This window comes from Pseudomonas sp. SK3(2021), from assembly GCF_016772375.1.
GTDB classification, from domain to species: Bacteria; Pseudomonadota; Gammaproteobacteria; order Pseudomonadales; family Pseudomonadaceae; genus Aquipseudomonas; species Aquipseudomonas chlororaphis_I.
Genome location: NZ_CP061943.1, coordinates 3,037,911 through 3,061,371, shown reverse-complemented (window position 1 = coordinate 3,061,371; position 23,461 = coordinate 3,037,911). Strand labels below are relative to the sequence as shown.

Genomic DNA, 23,461 nt, shown 5'->3' with positions numbered 1-23,461 from the left:
CCGCGCTCGAGCAATCCTGTCCGTTATCGGCATCAGAATGGCAGTTGAGGCCCCCTCGGCCTTTGGTTTTTGCGCACTGGAATCGATGCGTGTTATCCCTCGGGATAATTGCATTATGCGAAGCCGTCCCCTAGCGTGTAGCCCTGATGAAACGACGTTTCGGCGTCACTCCCCGTCAACGCAGCGCAGAGGAACCTATGATCCGGCTCGGCCAAGCCACTATTTCCCTGGAACGGCGTGAAGCCTTTCTTGATGGACGGCCGCTGCGTGTCGGAGGCCGGGCGTTCGAAATCCTCTCGGTGCTGTGGCAGGCCGATGGCCGAATCGTCAGCAAAGATGAATTAATCACACAGGTCTGGCCTGACACCGTCGTCGAGGAAAACAACCTGCAGGTGCAGATTTCCTCGCTGCGCAAGTTACTTGGAGAAAAAGAGCTCATCCAGACGGTCCCGCGCCGAGGTTACCGATTATTGAAAGAACGTGAATCGCCCCTGCCCCTGTTCCATCCGGTCTCGCCAGGCACCCATGCATCCGAGGATCAGGCGACGATCGATCCTGACAGCGTGCCGGTGTACATCGTGGATGATGAAGCGTCCGTACGCACCGCACTCAGTCGTTTGCTGCGGGCCGAAGGCATCGCGCACCGGATATTCACCTCGGCCGAAGAATTGCTCAACGCAGACCTCGACATTGGCCCCGCTTGCCTGTTGCTGGACATCAACCTGCCCGAGGCGACAGGAATGGAGCTGCAATCGGCACTCGGACAACGCGGACATCCGTGGCCGGTGATTTTCATGACAGGGTTCGGCACCATCCCGATGTCGGTGCAGGCCATGAAAGCGGGAGCGCTCGAGTTCATGACCAAACCTTTCAACGACGAGCAGTTGCTCGGCACACTGCGCACCACCCGTCAGCGTGCAGCGATGGCATTCGAGCAATGGCGGCGCATTCAGGCCGCCCGTAAAAAGGCCGCCCTGTTGACCCCCCGGGAGTGCGAAGTGCTGCCACTGATCGTGGAGGGCCTGTCCAACAAACACATCGCCAACCGGCTGGGTACCAGCGAAATCACCGCCAAGGTCCACCGCAAGCACATCATGGAGAAGATGCAGACGCGCTCGCTGGTGAGCCTGGTCAACCTGTATCGCTTGATCAGCTCGGAGCCGACGTTTGGCGTGCAGAGTCCTACATGACTACCAACAATGACTGCGCCGCGTCCGGGTCATCCGTCAGCGCCATGATCATCGTCTGTATCGTGGACGACGACGCGTCCGTGCGCAAAAGCCTGGCCAATCTGCTCCGGTCGGCGGGATACCGCTCCCGGGTATTCACCTCGGGGGAGGAGTTCCTCGCCTTCGAAAACTTAGATGACATCGCGTGCCTGCTGTTGGATTTGAAGATGAACGGACTGTCAGGGATAGAGGTCATGCACGCGCTGAAGCTCCAAGACAGAAAGTTTCCAGTGATTTGCATGTCGGCACACTGGGATGAAGCGACACTGGCCGAAACCAGCCGCTATGAGCCCATCGAATGTTTGCGTAAACCCTTCAGCGGTGAAGCTTTGCTGAGCGCTGTCGAGTCTGCCCTTCAATGCGAGACTTGAAAGCCTTCTGATTTTGCCGCAAGACAAACGGCCAAGGCAGATGCGGTCGGCATGTCCCAGGACAGCAAGTTGGGTGATGGCAGTTTTTACGTAAAAGAATGCAAGCCAAAAACTGCTCTAAAACAGGCTCGCACTCATGACTGTCTGAAGGAGTATTTCGCAACAGGCGGTCCCCTGCCAATGGCAGCCATCCGCGAATGGGGCCAATAGTTGCCGGTCAGCACGGGCGGAAAGCGGCCAGAAGCAAATACTCAAATTTGGCGCCCAAAGGCAGTTGATGCAGCGCACCTCAAGCAAGAAGCTTTCGGCCTGTGAAGGCTAGTCATTAAGGGCACGCATTACTTCCAGGACCAGCGGCTTCGTGTATGTCTCACCGGAGTCAGTTTCCGGCGGGTCGTTACTTCGGATCCACTCACCCTGATCGAACGCTTGGTACAGCGCGAAAGCAGGCTGCGGAAGAACTCCGGTCATACCCAGTTCAACAATTGCATCTATGATCCCGTTCATGACACTGTCGCAAGAGTCGTAGATTAAAGATCCCACTAGATACCCTTCGGCAATCGCGACGGACAGCTCGTTCAGCACATCTTGCGGTGCGACGCCAAATTTCTCGCAAGTGCCAACAAGATCATTCAGGGTCAAACCCTTGGCTTCGGCTTCCACCGAGAGCGCCTTGAGTTCGCTCTTGGGCAACACCCTCTTCATGGCTCTCATCCGGTTAGGTACGAAGGTTACGCTCGCCCCACTCTACAGCATCATGGATGGTCAACTTCAGCCACGGGCAACGACGACTCTGGATCAAAAGTAGCCTCCTGCGCAGACGCCATCCACGTATCAGCAACCCGGCCAATGAACAGAATCGCCATCGACCATCAGACCAAGCCCCACAACCGATTTGCCAGTAAACTCTTCCCCCTCACGCCGCTCTTCTCTTCCCTGCGGCCCACCTGATTGTTTGCGGAGTTTGCCTTGCGTCTGTTTCACACCTCCGACTGGCACCTGGGGCAGAACCTCCATGGCCAGGAACGCGATTTCGAGCATGCCTGCTTCCTTGAGTGGCTGTTGCGCCAGTTGGCGCTGCACAGCCCCGATGTGCTGCTGATCGCCGGCGATATCTTCGACACGGTCAACCCGCCGGTCAAAGCCCAGGAGCGGCTGTACGATTTTATTGTCAGCGCCCATGAACAGCAGCCCGGCCTGACCATTGTGATGATCGCCGGCAACCATGACTCCGGTTCGCGCATCGAGTTGCCGGCGCCCTTGATGCGGCGTCTGCGCACCCACGCCCTGGGCCGGGTGCTGTGGCTGGACGACGGGCAGCTGGACAGCGAGCGTCTGTTGCTGCCGTTGCCCGATGCCAGCGGCGCGATTGCCGGTTGGTGCCTGGCGCTGCCGTTCCTGCGGCCGGCGGAAGTCACCGGCCCGCAGCTGGGCGACGACTACCTCAAGGGCATCGCCCAGGTCCACGAATGGCTGATCGCCGCAGCCAACGCCAAGCGCCAGCCGGGCCAGGCGCTGGTCGCCATCAGCCACGCGCACATGGCCGGCGGTTCGGTCTCGGAAGACTCCGAGCGCAGCCTGATCATCGGTAACGCCGAGGCCCTGCCCGCCAGCCTGTTCGGCCCGAGCATCAGCTACGTGGCCCTGGGGCATCTGCACAAGCCGCAGAAGGTCAACGGCGAGGAGCGCATCCGCTACAGCGGTTCGCCAATCCCGCTGTCGTTCTCGGAGATCGGCTACCAGCACCAGATCCTCGATGTCCAGCTCGACGGCGAAACCCTGGTCAGCGTCGAGCCACGGTTGATCCCGCGGGCGGTCAACCTGCAACGCCTGGGCCCGGCGCCGCTGGCGCAGATCCTCCTGCAACTGGCCGAGTTGCCGGACATCGACCTGCTGGCCGAAGAGCAGCGCCAGCCCTGGCTGGAAGTGCGGGTGCGCCTGGACGAGCCGCAGCCGGACCTGCGCCAGCAAGTGGAAAGCGCCCTGGACGGCAAGGCCGTGCGCCTGGTGCGGATTGCCGCCGAATACGCCGGCAATGGCGGCCGCGAGGGCGACGACGGCGCCGCGCAACTGGTGGAGCTGGACCAGCTCAGCCCACAGGACCTGTTCAGCCGCGCCTGGCAGGACAGCTACGGCAGCGAGGTGGATGAACAGACCCTCAAGGACTTCGCGCAACTGCTCCAGGAAGTACAGCACGAGGAGGAGCAGTCATGAAGATTCTGGCCATCCGCCTGAAGAACCTGGCCTCCCTGGCCGGCCCCTTCGAGATCGACTTCAGCGCCGAGCCCCTGGCCAGCGCCGGGCTGTTCGCCATTACCGGGCCCACCGGCGCCGGCAAGAGCACCCTGCTCGACGCCTTGTGCCTGGCGCTGTTCGGCGCGGTACCGCGGCTGAACAATATCGGCCGCGAAACCAAGGTGCCGGAGGTGGACAGCGAGATGCTCACCAGCGACCCGCGCACCCTGCTGCGCCGTGGCACCGGCAGCGGTTACGCCGAGGTCGACTTCGTCGGCATCGACGGCCATCGCTACCGCGCCCGCTGGGAAACCAACCGCGCCCGGGACAAGGCCAACGGCAAGCTGCAAGCCAGCAAGCAGAGCCTGCACGACCTGGACGGCAATCAACTGCTGGCCAGTGGGAAACGCGACTACGAGCAGTTGATCGAAGCCAAGCTGGGGCTCAACTTCGAGCAATTCACCCGCGCGGTGATGCTGGCCCAGAGCGAGTTCAGCGCCTTCCTCAAGGCCGACGACAAGGAACGCAGCGAACTGCTGGAAAAGCTCACCAATACCTCGATCTACAGCCAGCTCGGGCGGCGCACCTACAGCAAGAGCAAGGAAGCCGAGGAACAGCACAAGACCCTCAAGGCCCAGGCCAGCGGCATCACCCCGCTGGAGCCCGAGGCGCGCGCCGAGCTGGACCAGCGTTTCGACGCGGCCCAGCAGCAGCTCAAGGCCCAGCAGGCGCAGCTCAAGCAGCTGGAGCTGCAACACGCCTGGCTCAAGGAACTGCAGCAGTTGCAGGACCAGCAGCGCAGCGCCGCCGAGCAACTGCAACAGGCGCAAACGACCTGGGAAGGCCTGGCCAGCGAGCGAACCAGGCTGACCCGCCTGGAGCAACTGGCGCCGCAACGCCATCAGTTCGCCCGGCAGGTGGAACTGAACCAGCAACTGACGCCGCTGCGCGAGCAGATCCGGCAACAGCGCCAGCAACAAGGCGCAGAACAACAACGCCAGGGCGAACTGGAGCAGCAACGGGCCACGGCCCAGGCCGCGCTGCTCGCCGCGCAGGAACAGCAAAGCGCCAGCGCCCCGCTGCTGCGCGAGGCCTTTACCGAGCAAAGCACCCTCGCCCACCTGGGCAAGACCTGCGGCGAAGCCGGCGAGCTCAAGGACAAACTGCAACAGGCCAGCGAGCAAGGCCAGCAGGCGATCCAGGCCATGCTCGAACAGCAGCGCCTGGTGGGCGAACGCCTGCAGCGGATTGCCGAACAGCTGGAACACAGCACCCATCTGGCGCCGCTGAGCGATGCCTGGAACGCCTATCGCGATCGCCTGCAACAGCTGATGCTGGCCGGCAACCGGCTGAACAAAGGCCAGGAAGAACTGCCCGGCCTGCAACAACGGGCCGCCAGCGCGGCGCAGCAACTGGCCGCGCAACGCGATGAACTGCAGGTGCTGTACAGCGAAGCCGGCGCCGAGCCCCACGCGGTGGCCGAACAGCTACAAATCCTCAGCGACCTGCTGCAGGACAACCGCAAGCAACAGCGCGCCTTCGAAGAACTGGCGCGGCTGTGGGCCAGCCAGCAGGAGCTGGACAAGCGCGGCGCGGAGCTGGCGGACAAGTTGCAGGCCACGGCGCGCCAACGCGAAGAACTGAACCGGATCGGCCTGCAGAGCAAGGCCGAACTGACGGTCGCCGAACAGACCCTGACGGTGACCCAGCAACTGCTGGAGCGCCAGCGCCTGGCGCGCAGTGCCAGTGTCGAGGAACTGCGCGAGCAGTTGCAGGACGACCAGCCCTGCCCGGTCTGCGGCAGCCACGAGCATCCCTACCATCAGCCCGAGGCGCTGTTGCAGAGCCTGGGTCGCCACGACGAAAGCGAAGAAGCCAACGCACGCAAGGCGGTGGATGAACTCAAGGAAAAACTCGCCGAACTGCGCAGCCAGGTCGGCGGCCTGATCGCCCAGCAGAAGGAATTCCTCCAGCAACAGGAACAACTGGCAAGCCAGCAGCAGGCCCTGGCGCCGAGTATCGAAGCCCATCCGCTGGCGGCGGCGCTGCTCGGCCAGGACGCCGGCAAGCGCGACGCCTGGCTACACCAGCAACTGAGCCAACTGAACCAGAGCATCCAACAGGACGAACAGCGCCAAGGCGCCCTGCTGCAACTGCAAAAGGACGCCGCGCGCCTGCAACAGCAACTGCAGGCGGCGGTCGAGGCCAGCCAGGAAGCCACGCAACAGCTGACCCAGCAGCAACAGCAGCTGGGCGCGGATCGCCAGCGCCTGGAGGAAGAGCTGTCGGCCTTCGCCACCCTGCTGCCGGCCGACACCCTCCAAGCCCTGCGCAGCGACCCGGCCGCGACCTTCATGCAGATCGACCAGCAGGTCATGCAGCGCCTGGAGCAACTCGACCAGCAGAAGGAAGAACAGCAGGAACAGCAACAGCGCCAACTGGCCCTGGACAAGGAACAGGACCGCCAGCAGACCCGCGTGCAGCAACTGCAAGCCGCCCAGGAGCAGTTCAATACCCTGGCCGAGCAACAGCAGGCCGCCCGCAACAAGCTCGCGCAACTGCTGGGCGAACACACCAGCGCCGAGCAGTGGCAGCAGCATCTGGAACTGACGGTCGAACAGGCACGCGCCGCCGATGTGCGGGCCAACCAGCAGTTGCAGGAAGTCCGCAGCCTGCTGGTACAGCTGGGTGCGGAACTGCAAGGCAAGGAGGAACGCCTGCTGGCCCTGGAAGCCGAACAGCAGGAACTGGGCAGCAGGATCGCCGACTGGCGCCAGCAGCACCCCGAGCTGGACGACGGCGGCCTGGAACAGTTGCTCAGCCTCGACGACCAACAGGTCGCCGCATTGCGCCAACAGCTGCAAGAACGCGAAAAGGCGGTGGAACAGGCCAAGGTCCTGGTCACCGAACGCGAGCAACGCCTGCACAGCCATCAGGCCCAGCACGACGGCCAGCTCGACGCCGAACAACTGGCCGGCGCCCTGGGCGAGCTGCACAACCAGCTGGCCGCCAGCGAACAGCTGAGCGCCGAACTGCGCGCCCAGCAGACCGAGGACCAGCGCCGGCGAGACGCCAACCAGGCGCTGGGCGAACAGATCGCCCAGGCCTACGCCGAATGGCAACGCTGGGCGCGGCTCAATGCCTTGATCGGTTCGGCCAGCGGCGACACCTTCCGCAAGATCGCCCAGGCCTACAACCTCGATCTGCTGGTGCATCACGCCAACGCGCAACTGCGCCAGCTGGTGCGGCGCTATCGCCTCAAGCGCGGCGGCAGCATGCTCGGCCTGCTGGTGATGGACACGGAAATGGGCGACGAACTGCGTTCGGTGCATTCCCTGTCCGGCGGCGAGACCTTCCTGGTGTCCCTGGCGCTGGCCCTGGGCCTGGCGTCCATGGCCTCCAGCACGCTGAAGATCGAGTCGCTGTTTATCGACGAAGGCTTCGGCAGCCTCGATCCGGAATCCCTGCAACTGGCGATGGACGCCCTCGACGGCTTGCAGGCCCAGGGCCGCAAGGTGGCGGTGATTTCCCACGTGCAGGAAATGCACGAGCGGATTCCGGTGCAGATCCAGGTGCGGCGCCAGGGCAACGGCCTGAGCACCCTGGAGGTGAAATGAATACCTTGTATTCGTTCCGCCGCTGCCCCTACGCCATGCGCGCCCGCCTCGCGCTGCGCTACAGCGGGGTGCCGCTGGAGATAGTCGAGGTCAGCCTCAAGGCCAAGCCGGCGGCGATGCTGGCGCTGTCGCCCAAGGGCACGGTGCCGGTGCTCAGCGTTGACGGGCGGGTGATCGACGAAAGCCTGGACATCATGCGCTGGGCCCTGGCCCGGCACGATCCGCAGGATTGGTTGCTCAAGGACGATGGGCCGGCGCAGCAACGGATCGACGCACTGGTCGCGGAAAACGACCAGGTGTTCAAGCTGCACCTCAATCGCTACAAATACGCCGAACGGTATCCCGAGCAGCCGATGGAGCATTACCGCGACCAGGGAGAAGTATTTCTACGCCAGCTGGATGAACTGTTGAGCCAGCGCGATTACCTGCTGGCGGAGCATCCGAGCTTGGCGGACATGGCCCTGGCGCCTTTCGTGCGGCAGTTCGCCCATGTCGATCGCCAGTGGTTTGCGCAGACGCCTTACCGGAATCTGCAGCGCTGGTTGCAGCGGTTCCTGGAGTCGGAGCTGTTCACCCAGGTGATGGCCAAACCGCCCCTGTAGCCGCTGCCGCAGGCTGCGATCAAGCGCGCAGCGCTTGTAAAACGCCCTACCGCGTATTGGCAGAAAGACCGGGGTGCCCAGCAGGCGGCCGCTGCGCGACCGATCGCAGCCTGCGGCAGCGGCTACAGGGTTCGCGTTATTCCGATTCTCGGGTCAAGCCAGCACTCTGCACATCAGCAACGCCGAGCAGTCGATGCTGAACGGACCGAAGAACGCGGCCTTGGGCTTGGCTGGCGGGTTGCCGGCCAGCAGGCCCAGGGCCTTGGCGGTTTCAATATTGTGGGCGATGTTGTGATTGCACTCGATGGCGCGGGCCAGCGAGCCCGCCGAGCCCTGCCCTATCCCCAGCAAGGAAGCGCCATTGGTCATGAACGCCAGGAAGGCAATGACCCAGAACCCGCGTCCTTTCATAGCAGCGCCACTCCCGCATCAGGAGCCTGTCCGGCGGCTTGCGCGCGGTGTTCGAACTGGATGGCCGGGTAAGCGACCTGGATCGGCGGTTGCACCGACGACGGGGTCTGGGCCGAGAGGCTGACCAGGAGGACCATGGCCAGGTACAGGCCAATGGCGACATAGGCGCCGCGCTTGGCAGAGGTGAGGATCGAGCGGGCCATGATGGTCTCCGTGGGCATGTTTCAGTGCCCACAGAATCCGTTAAAAACGCCCGCAGCAGAAACCACCTCGGTGCATAGTCACCATCAGTTGGATTGATCGTTAGTCCGCGGCCAATCAATCCTGGAGCAGGATCTGCATTCGCTCGCGCGAGGTTTCCGGCTCGCCTTCAACAGGCTGGGCAGCCGAGAGAATCGGGGTGGAATAAAGGAACAGAAGAACCACTGCCAGACGCATCGCCATGCTGTCGATCCTTGGAATGGAGGAGTCAATAAATTAGCGTCAAATTTAAACACATGGCGATATGACATTACCAAGCTAATTTGCCTGGTATGAGGGAAAACGTCGCAGACAGGTAATGCAGGAGCGACATCACTGCCGGTCCGCTGGATGAACGAGTCCATTCAGGCAGGCCAGTGACTTCGCTCCTGCATACCAGGGTGGTGCGGGGAATCTCAGTGTTGGATCTTGTGATCCAGTGCGGCGTAGAAGTTGGCGCTCTGTTGCAGGTATTTCTGGGTGTAGGTGTTGGTCGCGGATTTTTTCTCGCTGATTTCCACGTTGGCGCTGGCTGGCAGGGCCACGGTAGCGGAGATGGCGGAAGCGGCGATCACGGAGAAGAGATTGAAGTTCATTCGGGTAACCCTCGTATGCAGTCGGCTTGTTTGCCCGGAAGCCTTGATGCGCCGGGCCGTGAAGCAAAACTACGCCCGAGGGTTGGCGGGTTGAAATTTTTTCCAGCAGTAGCAGATATCAGCGTCATTAATAGAAAGGCTCAGGCCCCGTCGACCGGGGCCTGTGGCTTATTGACGCACCAGGAACTTGATATCGCTGGGTGAATCGAACGGCAGTTTTTGCACGGTCTTGCCGAGGAAACCGGTCTTGGCGTCGCGCTCGATCACCACGATTTCGTTGCTCTTCTGGTTGCCGATCAGCACGTATTTGTTGCTCGGATCGAGGCTGAACTCACGCGGGTGATCGCCCTCCACCGAACGCCGCTGGATCTCCTTGAGCTGGCCGGTGGCTTCGTCGATGGCGAACACCAGCAACTGATTGGCCGTGCCGCGGTTGCTCACGTACAGGTACTTGCCATCCTTGGAGGCATGCAGCGCGCCTGCCGATTTCTTGTCCTTGCCGCCGCTGGTCAAGTCGAGGATCTGCTTCTGGGTCAGCTTGCCGTCCTGGTAATCGAACATCGCCACCTGGGCGCTCATTTCCAGGGTCAGGTAGGCGTGCTTGCCATCGGCGCTGAACAGCAGGTGGCGTGGGCCGCTGCCCGGTGGCAGTTCGACGAATGCCGGCTCGGCCGCGGTCAGTGGGCGTTCGGCGTTGGCCTTGGGGTCGTAGCGGTAGACGAAGACCTTGTCCGCGCCCAGGTCGCTGGCGAACACGAACTGGCCATCCGGCGACGACACCACCGAATGCACATGGGCCGCCACCTGGCGCTCGGGGTTGACCCGGCTGCCCGGGTGGCTGCTGAGCTGGACCACCGGCGACAGCTTGCCATCGGTACCGACCGGCAACACCGCGAGGCTGCCGCCCGGATCCGCGACCACCGAGTAGTTGCTGACGAACAGGTAACGGCCATCACCGCTCAGGCTGGAGTGCGTCGGCTCGTTGCCCAGGCTTTGCACCTGGTTGATCGGGTTCAGCTTGCGGCTCTTGGCTTCGATGCTGAAGCTGCTGACCCGGCCAATCGGGTCGGTCTGTCCTGGCCCGTTCTCATTGACCACGAACAGCTGCTTCTGGTCCTTGGACAGGGTCAGCCAGGACGGGTTGGCACTCTTGACCACCTGCAGCGGCTTGGCCTCGATCTTGCCGGTGCGACCGTCGAACTTGAGGCGGTAGATGCCTTCGCTCTGGCCCTGGGTGTAGGAACCGACCAGCAGTTCCTGGGTCTCGACCGGCGCGGCCTGCACGGCCATGGCGCCGACACTGCCAGCCATCAGCAGTGGCCAGAAGTTACGCATCCTCATGTTCATCCTCCTCATCGTTACGGGCACTGAAAGCACTCATGCACACCAGGCGGTGCTCACCGGAATCGCCGACGATGGTCCAGCTCTGCAGGGTGTCGTCGAAGGTCGCGGCGTTGACCTGGGCCAGGCTGAAACTCCAGCGCTTGGCCGCGCGGCCGTCCATGCATTCGATCAGCAGCTGTTGGTCGTCGAGGGTGAAGTCGAAGGCATGCAGCCCGTCGATTTCCAGCATGTCGCAGGCTTGGAGGGCAGTCAGCAAAGTGTCTGTAGCGGCAGTCATGGTAGTCAGTCAGCAATGGAAAGCGGCCATGATAGCGGGTCCGGCGCGGCGCGGCTGTAGTGGCACTGCAAAGTTCGCTGGCGAGCCATTCCATCCCTGCTCCCTGTGCCCTGTAGCCGCTGCCAAGCGCCAGCGAGGCTGCGTAAGGGCCGCAGGCCCTCCTGCGCCCGGAAGAGCGCTGCGACCGTACCGGTCGATCGCAGCCTCGCGGGCGCTCGGCAGCGGCTACAGGATCGGTGGTGGGTGGGCATAAAAAAACCGCGACCTGGGTCGCGGTTTTGGTTGACGCCTCGAAGCTTAGTGGGCGAGCAGCGAGTGGCCCTTCTGCCCCGCCAGTTTCTCCGGCTTGATCAGGAACCGCGCCAGTGCCGGCAGCAGCCACAGTGCGCCGAACATGTTCCACAGGAGCATGAAGGTCAGCATCAGGCCCATGTCGGCCTGGAACTTGATGGCCGAGAAGATCCAGGTGGCGACACCGATGGCCAGGCACAGGCCGGTGAACAGCACCGCCTTGCCGGTGGATTTCAGGGTCTGGTAGTAGGCTTCCTGCAACGGCAGGCCGGCGCGCAGGAAACTTTCCAGGCGGCTGTAGATGTAGATCCCGTAGTCCACGCCGATCCCCACCCCGAGCGCCACCACCGGCAAGGTCGCGACCTTGACGCCGATGCCCATGAACGCCATCAGCGCGTTGCCCAGTACCGAGGTCAGCACCAGCGGCAGGACGATACACAGGGTCGCCGCCCAGGAGCGGAAGGTGATCATGCACATTACCGCCACGCAGATGTACACCAGCACCAGGATGGTCAGTTCCGAGCGTTTGATCACCTCGTTGGTGGCCGCCTCGATCCCGGCGTTACCCGCGGCCAGCAGGAATTCCAGGCCATCCTTGTTGTGCTCCTTGGCGAACTCCTGCACCGCATGCACCGCGCGGTCGAGGGTCTCGGCCTTGTGGTCGTTGAGGAAAATCAGCACCGGCGCCAGCGAGCAATTGTTGTTGTACAGGCCGTCGGCGCGGGCAATGGAGTTGTTCAGCACATCCGGGTTGCGCGACAGGGTTTCCCATTTCAGGTTGCCCTCGTTCATGCCCTTGATCATCTGCTTGGACACGGTCACCAGGGAAATCGCCGACTGCACGCCCTCGGTGTTCTGCATCTTCCACATCAGCTCGTCGATCGGCGCCATGGCTTCGTAGCGCGAGCAGCCTTCGGAGGCGGTCTTGACCATCACCACCAGCACGTCGGAGCTGGTGGAGTAGTTGTTGATGATGAAGTTGTTGTCCTTGTTGTAGCGCGAGTCCGGACGCAGTTCCGGCGCGCCCTGGTCGAGGTCGCCGATCTTCAGGTTCTGGCTGTACCAGAGGCCGCCACCGAAGGCTAGCAGGGCCAGGAAGATCGACACCGGGGCAACTTTCGGGCTGGCGAAGTTCGACAGCAGGCGCCAGAACGGATGCTCGCGAGTGGCGTCCCGCTTGCTGCGCTCGATTGCGCGCTTGCTGATGCCGACATAGGAAATCGCCACCGGCAGCAGGATCAGGTTGGTGAACACGATCACCGCCACGCCGATCGACGCGCCGATGGCCAGCTCGCGAATCACCCCGATGTCGATGATCAGCAGGGTGATGAAGCCCACGGCGTCGGCGAGGATCGCGATCATCCCCGGCAGGAACAACTGGCGAAAGGTGCGCCGGGCCGCGGTCAGGGCATTGTCGGCACCGCTGGATTGCAGGGCGATACCGTTGATTTTCTGCACGCCGTGGGAAATGCCGATGGCGAAGATCAGGAACGGCACCAGCATCGAATAGGGGTCGAGGCCGAAGCCCACGGCGTGCATCAGGCCCAGTTGCCAGACCACCGCCACCAGGGTGGTGATGAGCACCGCGATGGTGCTGCGGATGCACCAGGTGAACCAGTAGAGCAGCACCAGGGTGATCAGGAAGGCGACGCCGAAGAACATCACCACCATGATCAGGCCGTCGATCAGGTCGCCGACCTTCTTGGCGAAACCGACGATGTGGATCTTCACATTGGGGTTTTGCGCCTCGAACTTGTCGCGGATCTTTTCTTCAAGCTCGTGGGAGAACTTCTGGTAGTCCAGGGCCAGCAGCTTGCCCTGGTCCTGCGGGTCCGGGTAGGACTCCAGCAGCGGAATGTCGACGATGCTCGACTTGAAGTCGTTGGCCACCAGGCGCCCGACCTGGCCCGACTTGAGCACGTTGTTGCGCAGCAGGTCGAGGCTGTCGGCCGAGCCGTTGTAGCTCTGCGGGATCACTTCGCCGCCGGCGAAGCCCTCTTCCGTCACCTCGGTCCAGCGCACGCTGGGGCTCCACAGCGACTTCAGGCCCGAGCGGTCGACGCCGGAGATGTAGAACACCTCGTCGTGGATCTGCCGCAGCGTCTCCATGTAGTCCTTGGTGAAGATGTCACCGTCCTTGGCTTCCACCGAGATGCGCACGGTGTTGCCCAGGTTCGCCAGGTCGTTGCGATGCTCCATCATCTTCTCGATGAAGGGATGCTCGAGCGGAATCATTTTTTCGAAGCTGGTGGACGGCTTGATCAGCGTGGCCTGCCAGAACAGGAAAACACTGACCAACAGGCAGATGACGATCACTGCCGGGCGGTTGTTGAAAATCAGACGCTCGAGAAACGTCGCCTTGTCGGTTTGATGACTGCTCATGGAAGTGTTCCCGCCTTCTAATTATTGGCCCGGCTTGCTTGCCCTGATTATTTTCCGAGATCGGCGCCATTCGACGAGGTCGAGCGCACACCGCCCTGCCCCGCCAGAATCAGGTTGCCATTGCCGGCTGCCGTCACCGCTGCCAGGGAGATCCGGTCCGGGCGGTTATAGACACTGAAGGTCAAGCCGTTGTCGGTGCTGCGCACCACGCTGCCGCCGTTGCCGACGATCACCAGCGAGCCGTCGTCCAGCAGCGTGGCGCCGGACAGGCCGAACTCCAGGTTGCCGCGGGCGGCCTTGAGTTCGACCTGTTCCCAGGTGCTGCCGAAATCGCTGGAGCGGTAGAGGTTGCCGCGCAGACCGTAAGCCAGCAGCGTGGCGGGTTGGGCGGTGCCGATCACGCCGAAGAACGAACCTTCATAAGGGCCTTCGAGGCGTTCCCAGGTCTGCCCCCAGTCGGCGGAGCGGAACATGCTGCCCTGCTCGCCGACGATGAACAGTCCGGAATCCTTCACCGCGGCGATGGCGTTGAGGTGGTACTGGTCTTCGTTGTCCAGGCGGTCGCTGGCGTCTTCCCAGTTTTTACCGCCGTCGGTGGTGGCCAGCAGCGCGCCGTAGGCACCCACGGCAAAACCGTTGCTGGTGTCCTGGAACCACACATCCAGCAGCGGCGCTTCGCGCTTGAGGTCTTCGAATTGCTTGGTCCAGGTCAGGCCACCGTCTTCGCTGGCGAGCACCTGGGCATCGTGGCCGACGGCCCAGCCGTGCTTGGCGTCGACGAAATACACCGCGGTCAGCAGCTGCCGGGTCGGCACCTTGGCCTGGGTCCAGGTCTGGCCCTGGTCGTCGGAATAGAGAATGTGCCCGCGATCGCCGACAGCGACCAGGCGCGGACCGGCATGCACGACATCGAGCATCAGGCCCTTGCTGGCCTTGGCCGATTCGGTGGAATAGACAGTGTCCGCCGCGGGCGCAGCGGCCAAAACCTGGGCCGGCAACAGGGCGGCCCCCAACAGCGAGAGCGCTGTAGCCAGCAACGCAAATCTGCGCAAGGCCGGCGGGCGGCAAGAACTCACACCCATGACAGGCTCACTCATAGACCTTTCCCCCATTTATTATTGTTAGGTCGTTCAACCTTTACAGGGCACCGTTCGGGGCGGTAGGACAATGTCCTGAAACCTGCAATCTAGAGCCCCTTTGGAAGCTGACCTATCCTATCGGGCTTTCGAAACGTCTGACAATCGACGCCACGTTATCTTTTGTTAACCACCGCCCCGACCTGGAACCTGAAGACCCGCATGCGCTGGTGTGGTCGAGACAGGTTCGATGCAAGAAGCGTAGCTGAGGCAGGAACGCAAACGCCACGGATGGCGCACCACCCTCCCCAAGCCTCTGCTGCAGATAGTCGCGCAAAGACCGATTCAGGCCATGGGCCTCGCCTCCCGGCTTTGGCTATGATGAGCAGCGTGGTCTGCGAGTCGGACGTCGGGAGTGAGCCATGATTGCCATACGCGAGGCGTGGAAAGCCGGATTGCTGGGACGCGCGCACTGGGCCCGCAACCTGGTGTCCGGGGTGATTGTCGGCGTGGTGGCGCTGCCCCTGGCCATGGCCTTCGCCATCGCCTCCGGGGTCAAGCCTGAACAGGGGATCTACACCGCCATCGTCGGCGGCCTGCTGGTGTCGTTGTTCGGCGGCAGCCGCTTGCAGATCGCCGGGCCCACCGGGGCCTTTATCGTGATACTGGCCGGGGTCACCGCCAAGTACGGGGTCGACGGCCTGCAACTGGCGACCATGATGGCCGGGATCATCCTGTTCCTGCTGGGCATCAGTCGCCTCGGGGCCCTGATCAAGTTCATCCCGGACCCGGTGATACTCGGCTTTACCGCCGGGATCGGGGTGATCATCTGGGTCAGCCAGTGGAAGGACTTCTTCGGCCTGCCCGCCGTCGACGGCGAGTACTTCCACCAGAAGCTCTGGCACCTGCTGCAGGCCTTGCCCGACCTGCACCTGGCCACCACCCTGCTGGCCCTGTTCAGCCTGGCGCTGCTGTGGGGCGTGCCGAGGATCGCGCAGCTCAAGCGCCTGCCGGCGCCCCTGGTTGCCATGACCCTGGCCACGGCCTTGCAGTCACTGTTCCAGTTCGACGGCGTGGCCACCATCGGCAGCGCCTTCGGCGGCATTCCCCAGGGATTGCCGGCGTTGCACCTGCCTGAAATCAGCCTGCCCCGGGTGCTGGACCTGATCGGCCCGGCCTTCGCCATCGCCATGCTCGGCGCCATCGAGTCGCTGTTGTCGGCGGTGGTGGCCGACGGCATGGCCGGCACCCGCCACGATTCCAACCAGGAACTGATCGGCCAGGGCATCGCCAACCTGGCCACGCCACTGTTTGGCGGATTCGCCGCCACCGGCGCCATTGCCCGCACCGCGACCAATATCCGCAACGGCGGCAGCAGCCCGCTGGCAGGCATCACCCACGCGCTGGTCCTGGTGTTGATCATCCTGTTTCTCGCGCCACTGGCGGCCAATATCCCGCTGTGCACCCTGGCCGCGATCCTGTTCGTGGTGGCCTACAACATGAGCGAACTGCATCACTTCAAGCGCATGGTGCAACGGGCGCCTCGGGCGGACGTGGCGATTCTGCTGGCCACCTTTACCCTTACGGTGTTCAGCGACCTGGTGATCGCGGTGAATATCGGGGTGATTCTGGCGATGCTGCATTTCCTGCGGCGCATGGCCTCCTCGGTGGAGGTACAACAGGTGGTGGAACAGGACCTGCAACACGAGTTGCACGGCAACGGCCAGTTGCATCTGCCGCCGGGAGTGCTGATCTACACCATCGAGGGGCCGCTGTTCTTTGGCGCCGCGGAGACTTTCGAGCGCGCGCTGGCGCAGACACACAGCGACCCGCAGGTGCTGATCATTCGCCTGAGACACGTGCCCTTCATGGACATCACCGGCTTGCAGATGCTGGAGGAAGTGATAGGCCAACTGCACAAGCGCGGGATCGTGGTGAAGCTGTGCGAAGCCAACCTCAAGGTCCACACCAAGCTTGAACGGGTCGGCATCCTGCACGCCATCGGCGCGCAGAACTATCACCGGGATCTGCCTGGCGCCTTGCAGAGCGAGCCGGACAGCCCCACCGTGTAGGAGCGAGCTTGCTCGCGACAAGACGTGAACGATAACGCGCGGCATCCGGGCCGCGCGTTGGCTTGAGGCTTTTTGCGAGTAATCGAGTGTCGACCGGCCGCTCCTACAAAGAGGGGTCAGGCAAGGCTTTTGCTCACGACCTCAAAGACATCGCTGGACAGCTCGCCGGAGGCGCGGATGCGTTCCAGCTCGCCCTTCATCAGCGCCTGGCGGGCGCTGTCGTATTTGCGCCAGCGGGTCAGCGGCGCCAGTTGCCGCGAGGCGATCTGCGGGTTGAAGCCGTTGAGCTGGATCACCAGGTCGGCCAGGAAGCGGTAGCCGGAGCCATCCGCGGCATGGAAGTTGATCAGGTTCTGGCCGGCGAAGGTGCCGATCAGGGCGCGCACCTTGTTCGGGTTCTTGATGTTGAACGCCGGGTGCTGCATCAGCGCCTTGACCCGCTCCAGCCCGCCGGGCAGCGTGCTGCCGGCCTGGACGCTGAACCACTGGTCCATGACCAGGGCGTTGTCCTTGAAGTGCTCGGCGAACACCGCCAGGGCCTTGGCCTTCTCGGCCTCGAACGGCGAGTTGACCAGCACCGCCAGTGCCGTCAGGCGCTCGGTCATGTTGTCGGCGGCATCGAACTGTTCGATGGCGGCCGCCAGCACTTGCGGTTTCTCGGTGAGCATCAGGTACGACAGCGCGATGTTTTGCAGGGCGCGGCGGGCGAAGTGCGCGGACTCGGCGACATAGTCGATGCTCCGGGAAACCTCGCGATTGGCCTGGTAACGCTTCCACAGCGCGTCGAACAGGCTGTCGGCCAGTTGCTTGCGGGCGAACTCGCGCGCCGCGTGAATAGCCTCGACATCCGCCACTTCGCTGATCTCGGTCAGGTAGGCCTCGCCCGGCAGCGAGAGCATTTCCGCGACCATGGCCTGGTCCAGGCTGTCGTCGGCCAACAGCGTAGCCAGCGCCGTGACCAGGCGCTGGTCCAGCGCCAGTGCCTGACCCTGCTGATGCTGGGCAATCAGGTCCTGCAGCACCTGCACCGCCAGTTGCTGGCCGGCGTCCCAACGGTTGAAGCCGTCGCTGTCGTGCTGCATGAGGAACATCAGCTGGTCGCGGTTGTACGGGAAGCTCAGCTTCACCGGCGCCGAGAAGCCGCGCAGCAAGGACGGCAGCGGCTGTTCGGCGATGTCGACGAAGGTGAAGGTCTGCTCGGCTTCGGTCACCGAGATCACCCGCGAAGTGCCTTGTGCGGCGGCTTCGCCAGCCAGGCGCAGGGCAATGGCCGCGCCTTTGGCGTCCAAGAGGCCCAGCTCGACCGGAATCACGAACGGCAGCTTTTCCACCTTGTCCGGGGTTTGCGGGCAGCTCTGGCGGAAGGTCAGGCTGTAGGTCTTCGCCGCCGCGTCATAAGCCTCGCTGACCGCCAGGCGTGGGGTGCCGGCCTGGCTGTACCAGCGCTTGAACTGGCTGAGATCGATGCCGTTGGCGTCTTCCATGGCCTTGACGAAATCGTCGCAGGTCACCGCCTGGCCGTCGTGGCGCTGGAAATACAGGTCGCTGCCCTTGCGGAAGCCTTCGGCGCCGACCAGGGTGCGGATCATGCCGACCACTTCCGAGCCCTTCTCATACACGGTCAGGGTGTAGAAGTTGGAGATCTCGATAAAGCTTTCCGGGCGCACGGCGTGGGCCATGGGGCCGGCGTCTTCGGCGAACTGGTGGGTACGCAGGTAGGCCACGTCCTGGATGCGCTTGACCGTGCGCGAGTTCATGTCCGAGGAGAAACCGGCATCGCGGAATACCGTGAAGCCTTCCTTGAGCGACAGCTGGAACCAGTCGCGGCAGGTCACGCGGTTGCCCGACCAGTTGTGGAAGTATTCGTGGGCGACGATCGCCTCGACCCGCTGGTGCGCGGCGTCGGTGGCGGTTTCGGCGCGGGCCAGCACGGCACTGGAGTTGAAGATGTTGAGGCCCTTGTTCTCCATGGCGCCCATGTTGAAGTCGTTGACCGCGACGATCATGAAGATGTCCAGGTCGTACTCGCGGCCGTAGGTCTGTTCATCCCAGCGCATGGACTTCTTCAGGCTGGTCATGGCGTGCTGGCACTTGTCGATGTTTTCCGGTTCGACATAGATGCGCAGCGCGACCTCGCGCTGGTTCATGGTGGTGAAGCTGTCCTCGACGCACCACAAATCGCCCGCCACCAGGGCGAACAGGTAGGCCGGCTTCATGAACGGGTCTTCCCAGGTCGCCCAGTGCCGGCCGTCTTCGCCTGGCCCGCTGGCGATCGGGTTGCCGTTGGACAGCAGCACCGGATAGCTGTGCTGCTCGGCCACCACGGTGGTGGTGAACTTGCTCATCACGTCCGGGCGGTCGAGGTAGTAAGTGATCTTGCGAAAGCCCTCGGCCTCGCACTGGGTGCAGAACATGCCGCTGGACTTGTACAGCCCCTCCAGGGCGGTGTTGCTTTCCGGGTGGATCTTGACGCTGGTGTCGACCGTGAAGGATTCGCGGGTCGGCTGCAGGGTCAGGTGGTTGGCGCTCAGTTGATAATCCGCGGCCGTCAGCTCGCGGTCGCCCAGGGACACCGACAGCAGCTCCAGTTGCTGGCCATCGAGCACCAGCGGCGGCAGGCCTGCGCCGCTCTCAGGAATGCGGGCCGGATTACGGCGCATCACCAGTTGCGCATGGACCAGGCTGTGGTCCTCGAACAACTCGAAGGTCAGGTGTGTTTCGTCGATCAGGTACTCGGGCGCCTGATAGTCCTTCAGGTAAATCATCTTCGGTTGTTCGGTGCGCATGCGTCGAATCCTTCTACTGATGCACGGCGAGCTGGTAGGCCGTGTATTTACGAATATTGATCACGCCGGTATCGAAGATCAGGTATTGGCCCTTGATCCCCAGCAGCGTGCCTTCGGCAATCGGGTTCTTGTCCAGGTTGAAGCTGACGATCTTGGCCGGGTAGCGCTCGACCGGATAGCGGATCTCGATCGGCTCGACATCGCTGACCGGTTGGATCGCCTGCAGGCCGAAGCGTTCCTGCAAGGCGCGCAGGCCCTCGGCGCAGGAAGCGAACAGCTGGTCGCGTACCTGCACCAGGTCCACCGACTCGGCGTCGCCCTTGAGTAACGCGCGCCAGTTGGTCTTGTCGGCCACCTGGGTGCGGAACAGGTCCTCGACGAAACCGGACTGCTGGCGGGTCGCCACGCGCAGGATCGGCAGCGCCTGGCTGGCGCCCTGGTCGAGCCAGCGGGTGGGCAGCTGGGTGGCGCGGGTAATGCCGACCTTGATCCCCGACGAGTTGGCCAGGTACACCACATGGTCGGTCATGCAGAACTGCTCGCCCCAGGCCGGCTCGCGGCAGGTGCCGGCGTCGTAGTGGCAGCGTTCCGGACTCATGATGCAGATATCGCACTGGGCCAGCTTGGTCATGCACGGGTAGCAGTAACCCTGGCTGAAGCTGGTCTTGGTCTTGCGCCCGCAATGGGTGCAGTGGATCGCCCCCAGGTATTCCAGGCGCACGATACTGCCGATCAACGGATTGACCGGCACCTCGGTGTCGCCAAGACGAAAGGCATACTGGACATCCGGCCCGTCCAGGCGCGCCGACATTTTACTGATGGAACCACGGCCAATCTCGATCAATGGATGGCGTCCGACTTGAACAGGATGTTCGGCACTTCGATCGACTTCGACGCACACTCCTGCGGGCCCATGTAGCCGGTGCGCTGCTCTTCGGGCAGGTTCTGCATTTCCCAGGCGATCATCGCCTGCAAGGACAGCTCGCGCTGCTCGGCGGTGAGCTTGCGGCCATCGGACCACTTGCCGATCTCTACCGCCTGTTTCAGGCTCTGGTAGATGTCCGGGGTGATGTTTTCAATCATTTCAACAAACGACGACATAAGCGGTCTCCAGCATTAGAGGGCCAGTTTACGGCGACTGTACAAGCCGCCCAACAAACCTGTGAGGCATCCGACGAGCAACCCGCCGACGTGGGCGGCGTTGGCGATTTCACCGAAGCCGATCACCGAGATCAGCCCCGACATACAGATCAGCAACCACACCAGCATCATCGCCAGGACCCCGCGAGGCAGGCGATAGGCCGGGTTGGGCGAGAGCAACTGATAGATCCAGCAATGCCCGAGCAGGCCGTAGAGCACGCCGGACAGGCCGCCGAACAGGCTCGGCCCGCTGAACAGGTATTGCGCGTAGTTCGACACCAGGCTGAACAGCAGCGTCAGGCCCAGCAGGTTGATGCTGCCCTGGCGCTGTTCGATGCGCCGCCCCAGCTCCCAGTACCACATGCCGTTCATGGCGATGTGCAGGAAGCCGAAGTGGATCAGCATCGGCGTGACCAGGCGCCACCACTGCCCCGCCGCCAGGCTGTCGGCCAGGGGCGTGAACTGGAGGTAGTCGCCGACCACGCGGAATTCGAGGAAGGTCAGCCAGCGCAGGGTGCCGAGGTTTTCGCCGAGCAGGGTCAGGGCGGCGACGATCAGGCTCAGCAGCAGGATCAGCGCGGTGGCCGGGCTACGCCGCAGTTGCTCGACGAACCCCGGACGACGCAGGGCCGCGCCGGCCTCGGGGATGTCCAGTTGTTGCTCGGGGTCGCCCGCCGGAAAACGCTCGTACAACGAACGCACGTCCTCGCTGATGGCGTCCGGCACCCAGAGCACCTGCTCCCCCGCCTCCTCGCTGACCCGGTGCGGCACCTGCATGCGCTGCAACAGCTTGACGAAGCCACTCAGGTCCACATTCAACGGCAGACGCAATACCGCAACCGCACTCATGGCAGGGACTCCTCCGGCCGCTCGACATAGACCCAGACGAATTTATCCGGGTCCAGGCGGGTTTCCTGGTCCAGGCGATAAGCCACCAGCTTGCCGTAGAGCACTGCGCTGTAATCCAGGCAAGCCAGGTTCGAGCGAATCGGCGCCGGTTTGCCGCTGCGCCAGTAATGGCCGACGAACAGCAACGGCTCATCGACGCCATAGCGCAGCAGGTTGTTTTTCTCCGCCGAGGACAGCGGCGTGCGGGCCACCGGCTCGGGCAGCGCATCGGGCTGGAACACGATGTCGCCGTAGGTCTGCGGGTCGTCTTCCCAGAACTTGGTGCGGAAGAACGAACGAGTCAGACCATCGCCACTGGTCATGGTCAGGCCATGGGGCAGGCGCATGTCGGTGCCGCGCAGCAGGCGGTCGAACACGTTATTGGCGAAGCTGCCGGGGACCGCCGAGGCCTGTAGGAAGTGTTCGTCGATGCAGCCATCGGGGTATTGCGCCCGCAGCGGCTCGATCAGGCCGGCGTCCCAGCAGGCATGCACCACGCGAAAACGCCCGGCGTCGATGAACAGCGGCATCTGGTAGAACCAGGCGAGGAAATCGTGCCAGTCCTGGGGGTGCTGCTCGAATTGCGCCAGGGTCTCGTTGATCAGGCGGGCATGGCGCGGCGTGTGTTCGCGCACGAACTGCCTGCCGCCGCCGGGCGGTGCCGGAGTGACCCAGCCCAGGGCATTGAACTCATGGTTGCCCATGACGCACAGCGCCTGGCCGGCCTCGACCATGTCGTGGACGATGTGCAAGGCTTCGCGGATCCGTGGGCCGCGGTCGATGATGTCGCCGAGGAACACCGCCATGCGCGACGGATGCCGCCAGACGCCGCCCTGCTTGCGATAACCGAGCTTGTCCAGCAGGTGTTCGAGGGTCAGGGCGCAACCGTGCACATCACCGATCAGGTCGTAACTTCGCGCGGGATCGAGCATCAGTCGCCTCCACCGCCCAGTCGGCTGCCCCAGCCGAGCTTGGTCCGGCAGACCTCGTAGTAGTTGTGGTCCAGCGGATGGATCAGGCGCAGTTTCTGTGCCTTCTTGCTGACGGTGATGGTGTCACCGGGGGCACAGGTGAAATGGTTCTGCCCGTCGCAGGAAACCTGCGGGTAGATCTGCATATCCTTGGACACGACGATTTTCAGCTCGCTGTTGCCATCGACCACGATCGGCCTTCCCGACAAGGTATGGGGGTACATCGGCACAATCACAATGGCGTCGAGCTTGGGATGCATGATCGGCCCGCCGGCGGACAAGGCGTAGGCGGTGGAGCCGGTCGGCGTGGCGACGATCAGGCCGTCGGCCTTCTGGCTGCAGACGAACTGGCCGTCGATGTAGATCTCGAACTCGATCATCCGCGTCGACTTGCCCGGGTGCAGCACCACATCGTTGAGCGCGTCGCCCTGGCCGATGGCTTCGGCGTGGCGCCGTACTTCGGCCTGCAGCAGGAAACGGTTTTCCACCAGGTAGTGGCCGTCGAGGACTTCGGCGACCTTGACCTCCAGCTCGTCCGGACGAATGTCGGTGAGGAAGCCCAGGCTGCCGCGGTTGATCCCCAGCACCGGAATGTTGTGGCGCGCCAAGGCACGGGCCGCGCCCAGCAGGCTGCCGTCGCCGCCGACCACGATCACCATGTCGCAGACTTCGCCGAGCAGCTTGCGCGAGGAAGTCTGCAGGCCGTGGCCGGGCAGGACTTCGGCGATGGTGTCTTCGAGGATCACATGCAGGTGGCGGGCGAGCAGAAACTTTTTCAGTCGGCGAACTGTGTCCAGCACCTGGGAACTGCCCAGGCGACCGATAATGCCGATATTGCGAAATTGCTCCATGGGGCTCCTGCAGGGGTTCTGGGACGGGCAAAGCAGAGATTATGGGCGAAAGCCGACCATAGACAAAATCCTTTCAGCCTCG

Annotated in this window: 21 protein-coding genes; 6 read left to right on the top strand and 15 right to left on the bottom strand. The window is 63.3% G+C overall.

Going from position 1 to position 23,461, the window contains the following annotated elements; genetic code table 11:
* Positions 1 to 197: 197 nt before the first annotated feature.
* Together IF690_RS13860 and IF690_RS13855 are read left to right on the top strand one after the other, a co-directional pair.
* Entirely contained in the window at positions 198 to 1,190 is a 993-nt protein-coding gene (locus IF690_RS13860; RefSeq protein ID WP_202701434.1) for a response regulator, read from the top strand.
* Between the two features lie 44 nt (positions 1,191 to 1,234).
* Positions 1,235 to 1,600 (top strand): response regulator, encoded by a 366-nt coding sequence (locus IF690_RS13855; protein WP_202701432.1) that lies wholly within the window; start codon positions 1,235 to 1,237, stop codon positions 1,598 to 1,600.
* 318 nt (positions 1,601 to 1,918) lie between these two features.
* On the opposite strand, the gene IF690_RS13850 is transcribed toward IF690_RS13855, so the two are convergent.
* Complete coding sequence (locus IF690_RS13850; RefSeq protein ID WP_202700990.1) at positions 1,919 to 2,305, bottom strand: hypothetical protein; 387 nt, start codon at positions 2,303 to 2,305, stop codon at positions 1,919 to 1,921.
* Positions 2,306 to 2,569: 264 nt separating this feature from the next.
* Between IF690_RS13850 and IF690_RS13845 the strand changes: the two genes are divergently transcribed.
* From IF690_RS13845 to IF690_RS13835, 3 genes are read left to right on the top strand one after another with little or no spacing between them, the layout of a single operon-like run.
* On the top strand, positions 2,570 to 3,814 hold the full coding sequence (locus tag IF690_RS13845) for an exonuclease SbcCD subunit D C-terminal domain-containing protein (protein ID WP_202700989.1): 1,245 nt from the start codon (positions 2,570 to 2,572) through the stop codon (positions 3,812 to 3,814).
* On the top strand, positions 3,811 to 7,452 hold the full coding sequence (locus tag IF690_RS13840; protein ID WP_202700988.1) for an AAA family ATPase: 3,642 nt from the start codon (positions 3,811 to 3,813) through the stop codon (positions 7,450 to 7,452). Before IF690_RS13845 ends, IF690_RS13840 begins: the two co-directional genes overlap by 4 nt.
* Positions 7,449 to 8,054 (top strand): glutathione S-transferase, encoded by a 606-nt coding sequence (locus IF690_RS13835; protein ID WP_202700987.1) that lies wholly within the window; start codon positions 7,449 to 7,451, stop codon positions 8,052 to 8,054. Before IF690_RS13840 ends, IF690_RS13835 begins: the two co-directional genes overlap by 4 nt.
* Positions 8,055 to 8,207: 153 nt before the next feature.
* On the opposite strand, the gene IF690_RS13830 is transcribed toward IF690_RS13835, so the two are convergent.
* The 8 genes from IF690_RS13830 to IF690_RS13800 all read right to left on the bottom strand — a co-directional run bounded on the left by IF690_RS13830 (position 8,208) and on the right by IF690_RS13800 (position 14,692).
* Positions 8,208 to 8,465, bottom strand: a complete 258-nt coding sequence (locus tag IF690_RS13830) for a hypothetical protein (RefSeq protein ID WP_202700986.1) — start codon at positions 8,463 to 8,465, stop codon at positions 8,208 to 8,210.
* Positions 8,462 to 8,668, bottom strand: a complete 207-nt coding sequence (locus IF690_RS13825) for a hypothetical protein (protein ID WP_202700984.1) — start codon at positions 8,666 to 8,668, stop codon at positions 8,462 to 8,464. Before IF690_RS13825 ends, IF690_RS13830 begins: the two co-directional genes overlap by 4 nt.
* 115 nt (positions 8,669 to 8,783) lie before the next feature.
* Positions 8,784 to 8,909 (bottom strand): hypothetical protein, encoded by a 126-nt coding sequence (locus tag IF690_RS29140; protein ID WP_286673843.1) that lies wholly within the window; start codon positions 8,907 to 8,909, stop codon positions 8,784 to 8,786.
* Positions 8,910 to 9,121: 212 nt separating this feature from the next.
* Positions 9,122 to 9,301 (bottom strand): hypothetical protein, encoded by a 180-nt coding sequence (locus IF690_RS13820; protein ID WP_007923220.1) that lies wholly within the window; start codon positions 9,299 to 9,301, stop codon positions 9,122 to 9,124.
* A 168-nt stretch (positions 9,302 to 9,469) separates the two neighbouring features.
* Positions 9,470 to 10,642 carry a lactonase family protein gene (locus IF690_RS13815; RefSeq protein WP_202700982.1) on the bottom strand — a complete coding sequence of 391 codons (1,173 nt, stop codon included), beginning with the start codon at positions 10,640 to 10,642 and terminating at the stop codon, positions 9,470 to 9,472.
* Positions 10,629 to 10,922 (bottom strand): DUF5629 family protein, encoded by a 294-nt coding sequence (locus IF690_RS13810; protein ID WP_016704661.1) that lies wholly within the window; start codon positions 10,920 to 10,922, stop codon positions 10,629 to 10,631. The genes IF690_RS13815 and IF690_RS13810 overlap by 14 nt, the downstream gene beginning before the upstream one ends.
* 297 nt (positions 10,923 to 11,219) lie before the next feature.
* Positions 11,220 to 13,595: an efflux RND transporter permease subunit gene (locus IF690_RS13805; RefSeq protein WP_202700981.1), complete on the bottom strand. Its 2,376-nt coding sequence runs from the start codon at positions 13,593 to 13,595 to the stop codon at positions 11,220 to 11,222.
* 47 nt (positions 13,596 to 13,642) lie between these two features.
* Positions 13,643 to 14,692 carry a YCF48-related protein gene (locus IF690_RS13800; RefSeq protein ID WP_202700980.1) on the bottom strand — a complete coding sequence of 350 codons (1,050 nt, stop codon included), beginning with the start codon at positions 14,690 to 14,692 and terminating at the stop codon, positions 13,643 to 13,645.
* Between the two features lie 401 nt (positions 14,693 to 15,093).
* On the opposite strand from IF690_RS13800, the gene IF690_RS13795 reads away from it, so the two are divergent.
* Entirely contained in the window at positions 15,094 to 16,743 is a 1,650-nt protein-coding gene (locus IF690_RS13795; protein WP_202700979.1) for a SulP family inorganic anion transporter, read from the top strand.
* A gap of 116 nt (positions 16,744 to 16,859) precedes the next feature.
* Here the strand turns inward: IF690_RS13795 and pepN are convergent, their stop codons facing one another.
* The 6 genes from pepN to IF690_RS13765 are packed head-to-tail and all read right to left on the bottom strand — an operon-like array spanning position 16,860 to position 23,379.
* Positions 16,860 to 19,529, bottom strand: a complete 2,670-nt coding sequence (gene pepN, locus IF690_RS13790) for an aminopeptidase N (RefSeq protein ID WP_202700977.1) — start codon at positions 19,527 to 19,529, stop codon at positions 16,860 to 16,862.
* 13 nt (positions 19,530 to 19,542) lie between these two features.
* Entirely contained in the window at positions 19,543 to 20,373 is an 831-nt protein-coding gene (locus IF690_RS13785) for a DUF2797 domain-containing protein (protein ID WP_202700975.1), read from the bottom strand.
* Positions 20,370 to 20,630, bottom strand: a complete 261-nt coding sequence (locus IF690_RS13780) for a YeaC family protein (protein WP_202700973.1) — start codon at positions 20,628 to 20,630, stop codon at positions 20,370 to 20,372. The genes IF690_RS13785 and IF690_RS13780 overlap by 4 nt, the downstream gene beginning before the upstream one ends.
* A gap of 15 nt (positions 20,631 to 20,645) precedes the next feature.
* Positions 20,646 to 21,518 (bottom strand): rhomboid family intramembrane serine protease, encoded by an 873-nt coding sequence (locus IF690_RS13775; RefSeq protein WP_202700971.1) that lies wholly within the window; start codon positions 21,516 to 21,518, stop codon positions 20,646 to 20,648.
* Positions 21,515 to 22,492, bottom strand: a complete 978-nt coding sequence (locus IF690_RS13770; RefSeq protein ID WP_202701430.1) for a metallophosphoesterase — start codon at positions 22,490 to 22,492, stop codon at positions 21,515 to 21,517. The genes IF690_RS13775 and IF690_RS13770 overlap by 4 nt, the downstream gene beginning before the upstream one ends.
* The gene (locus IF690_RS13765) at positions 22,489 to 23,379 is read right to left on the bottom strand and encodes an NAD(+) kinase (protein ID WP_007920913.1); all 891 of its coding nucleotides are present in this window, start codon (positions 23,377 to 23,379) and stop codon (positions 22,489 to 22,491) included. The genes IF690_RS13770 and IF690_RS13765 overlap by 4 nt, the downstream gene beginning before the upstream one ends.
* Positions 23,380 to 23,461: the final 82 nt, after the last annotated feature.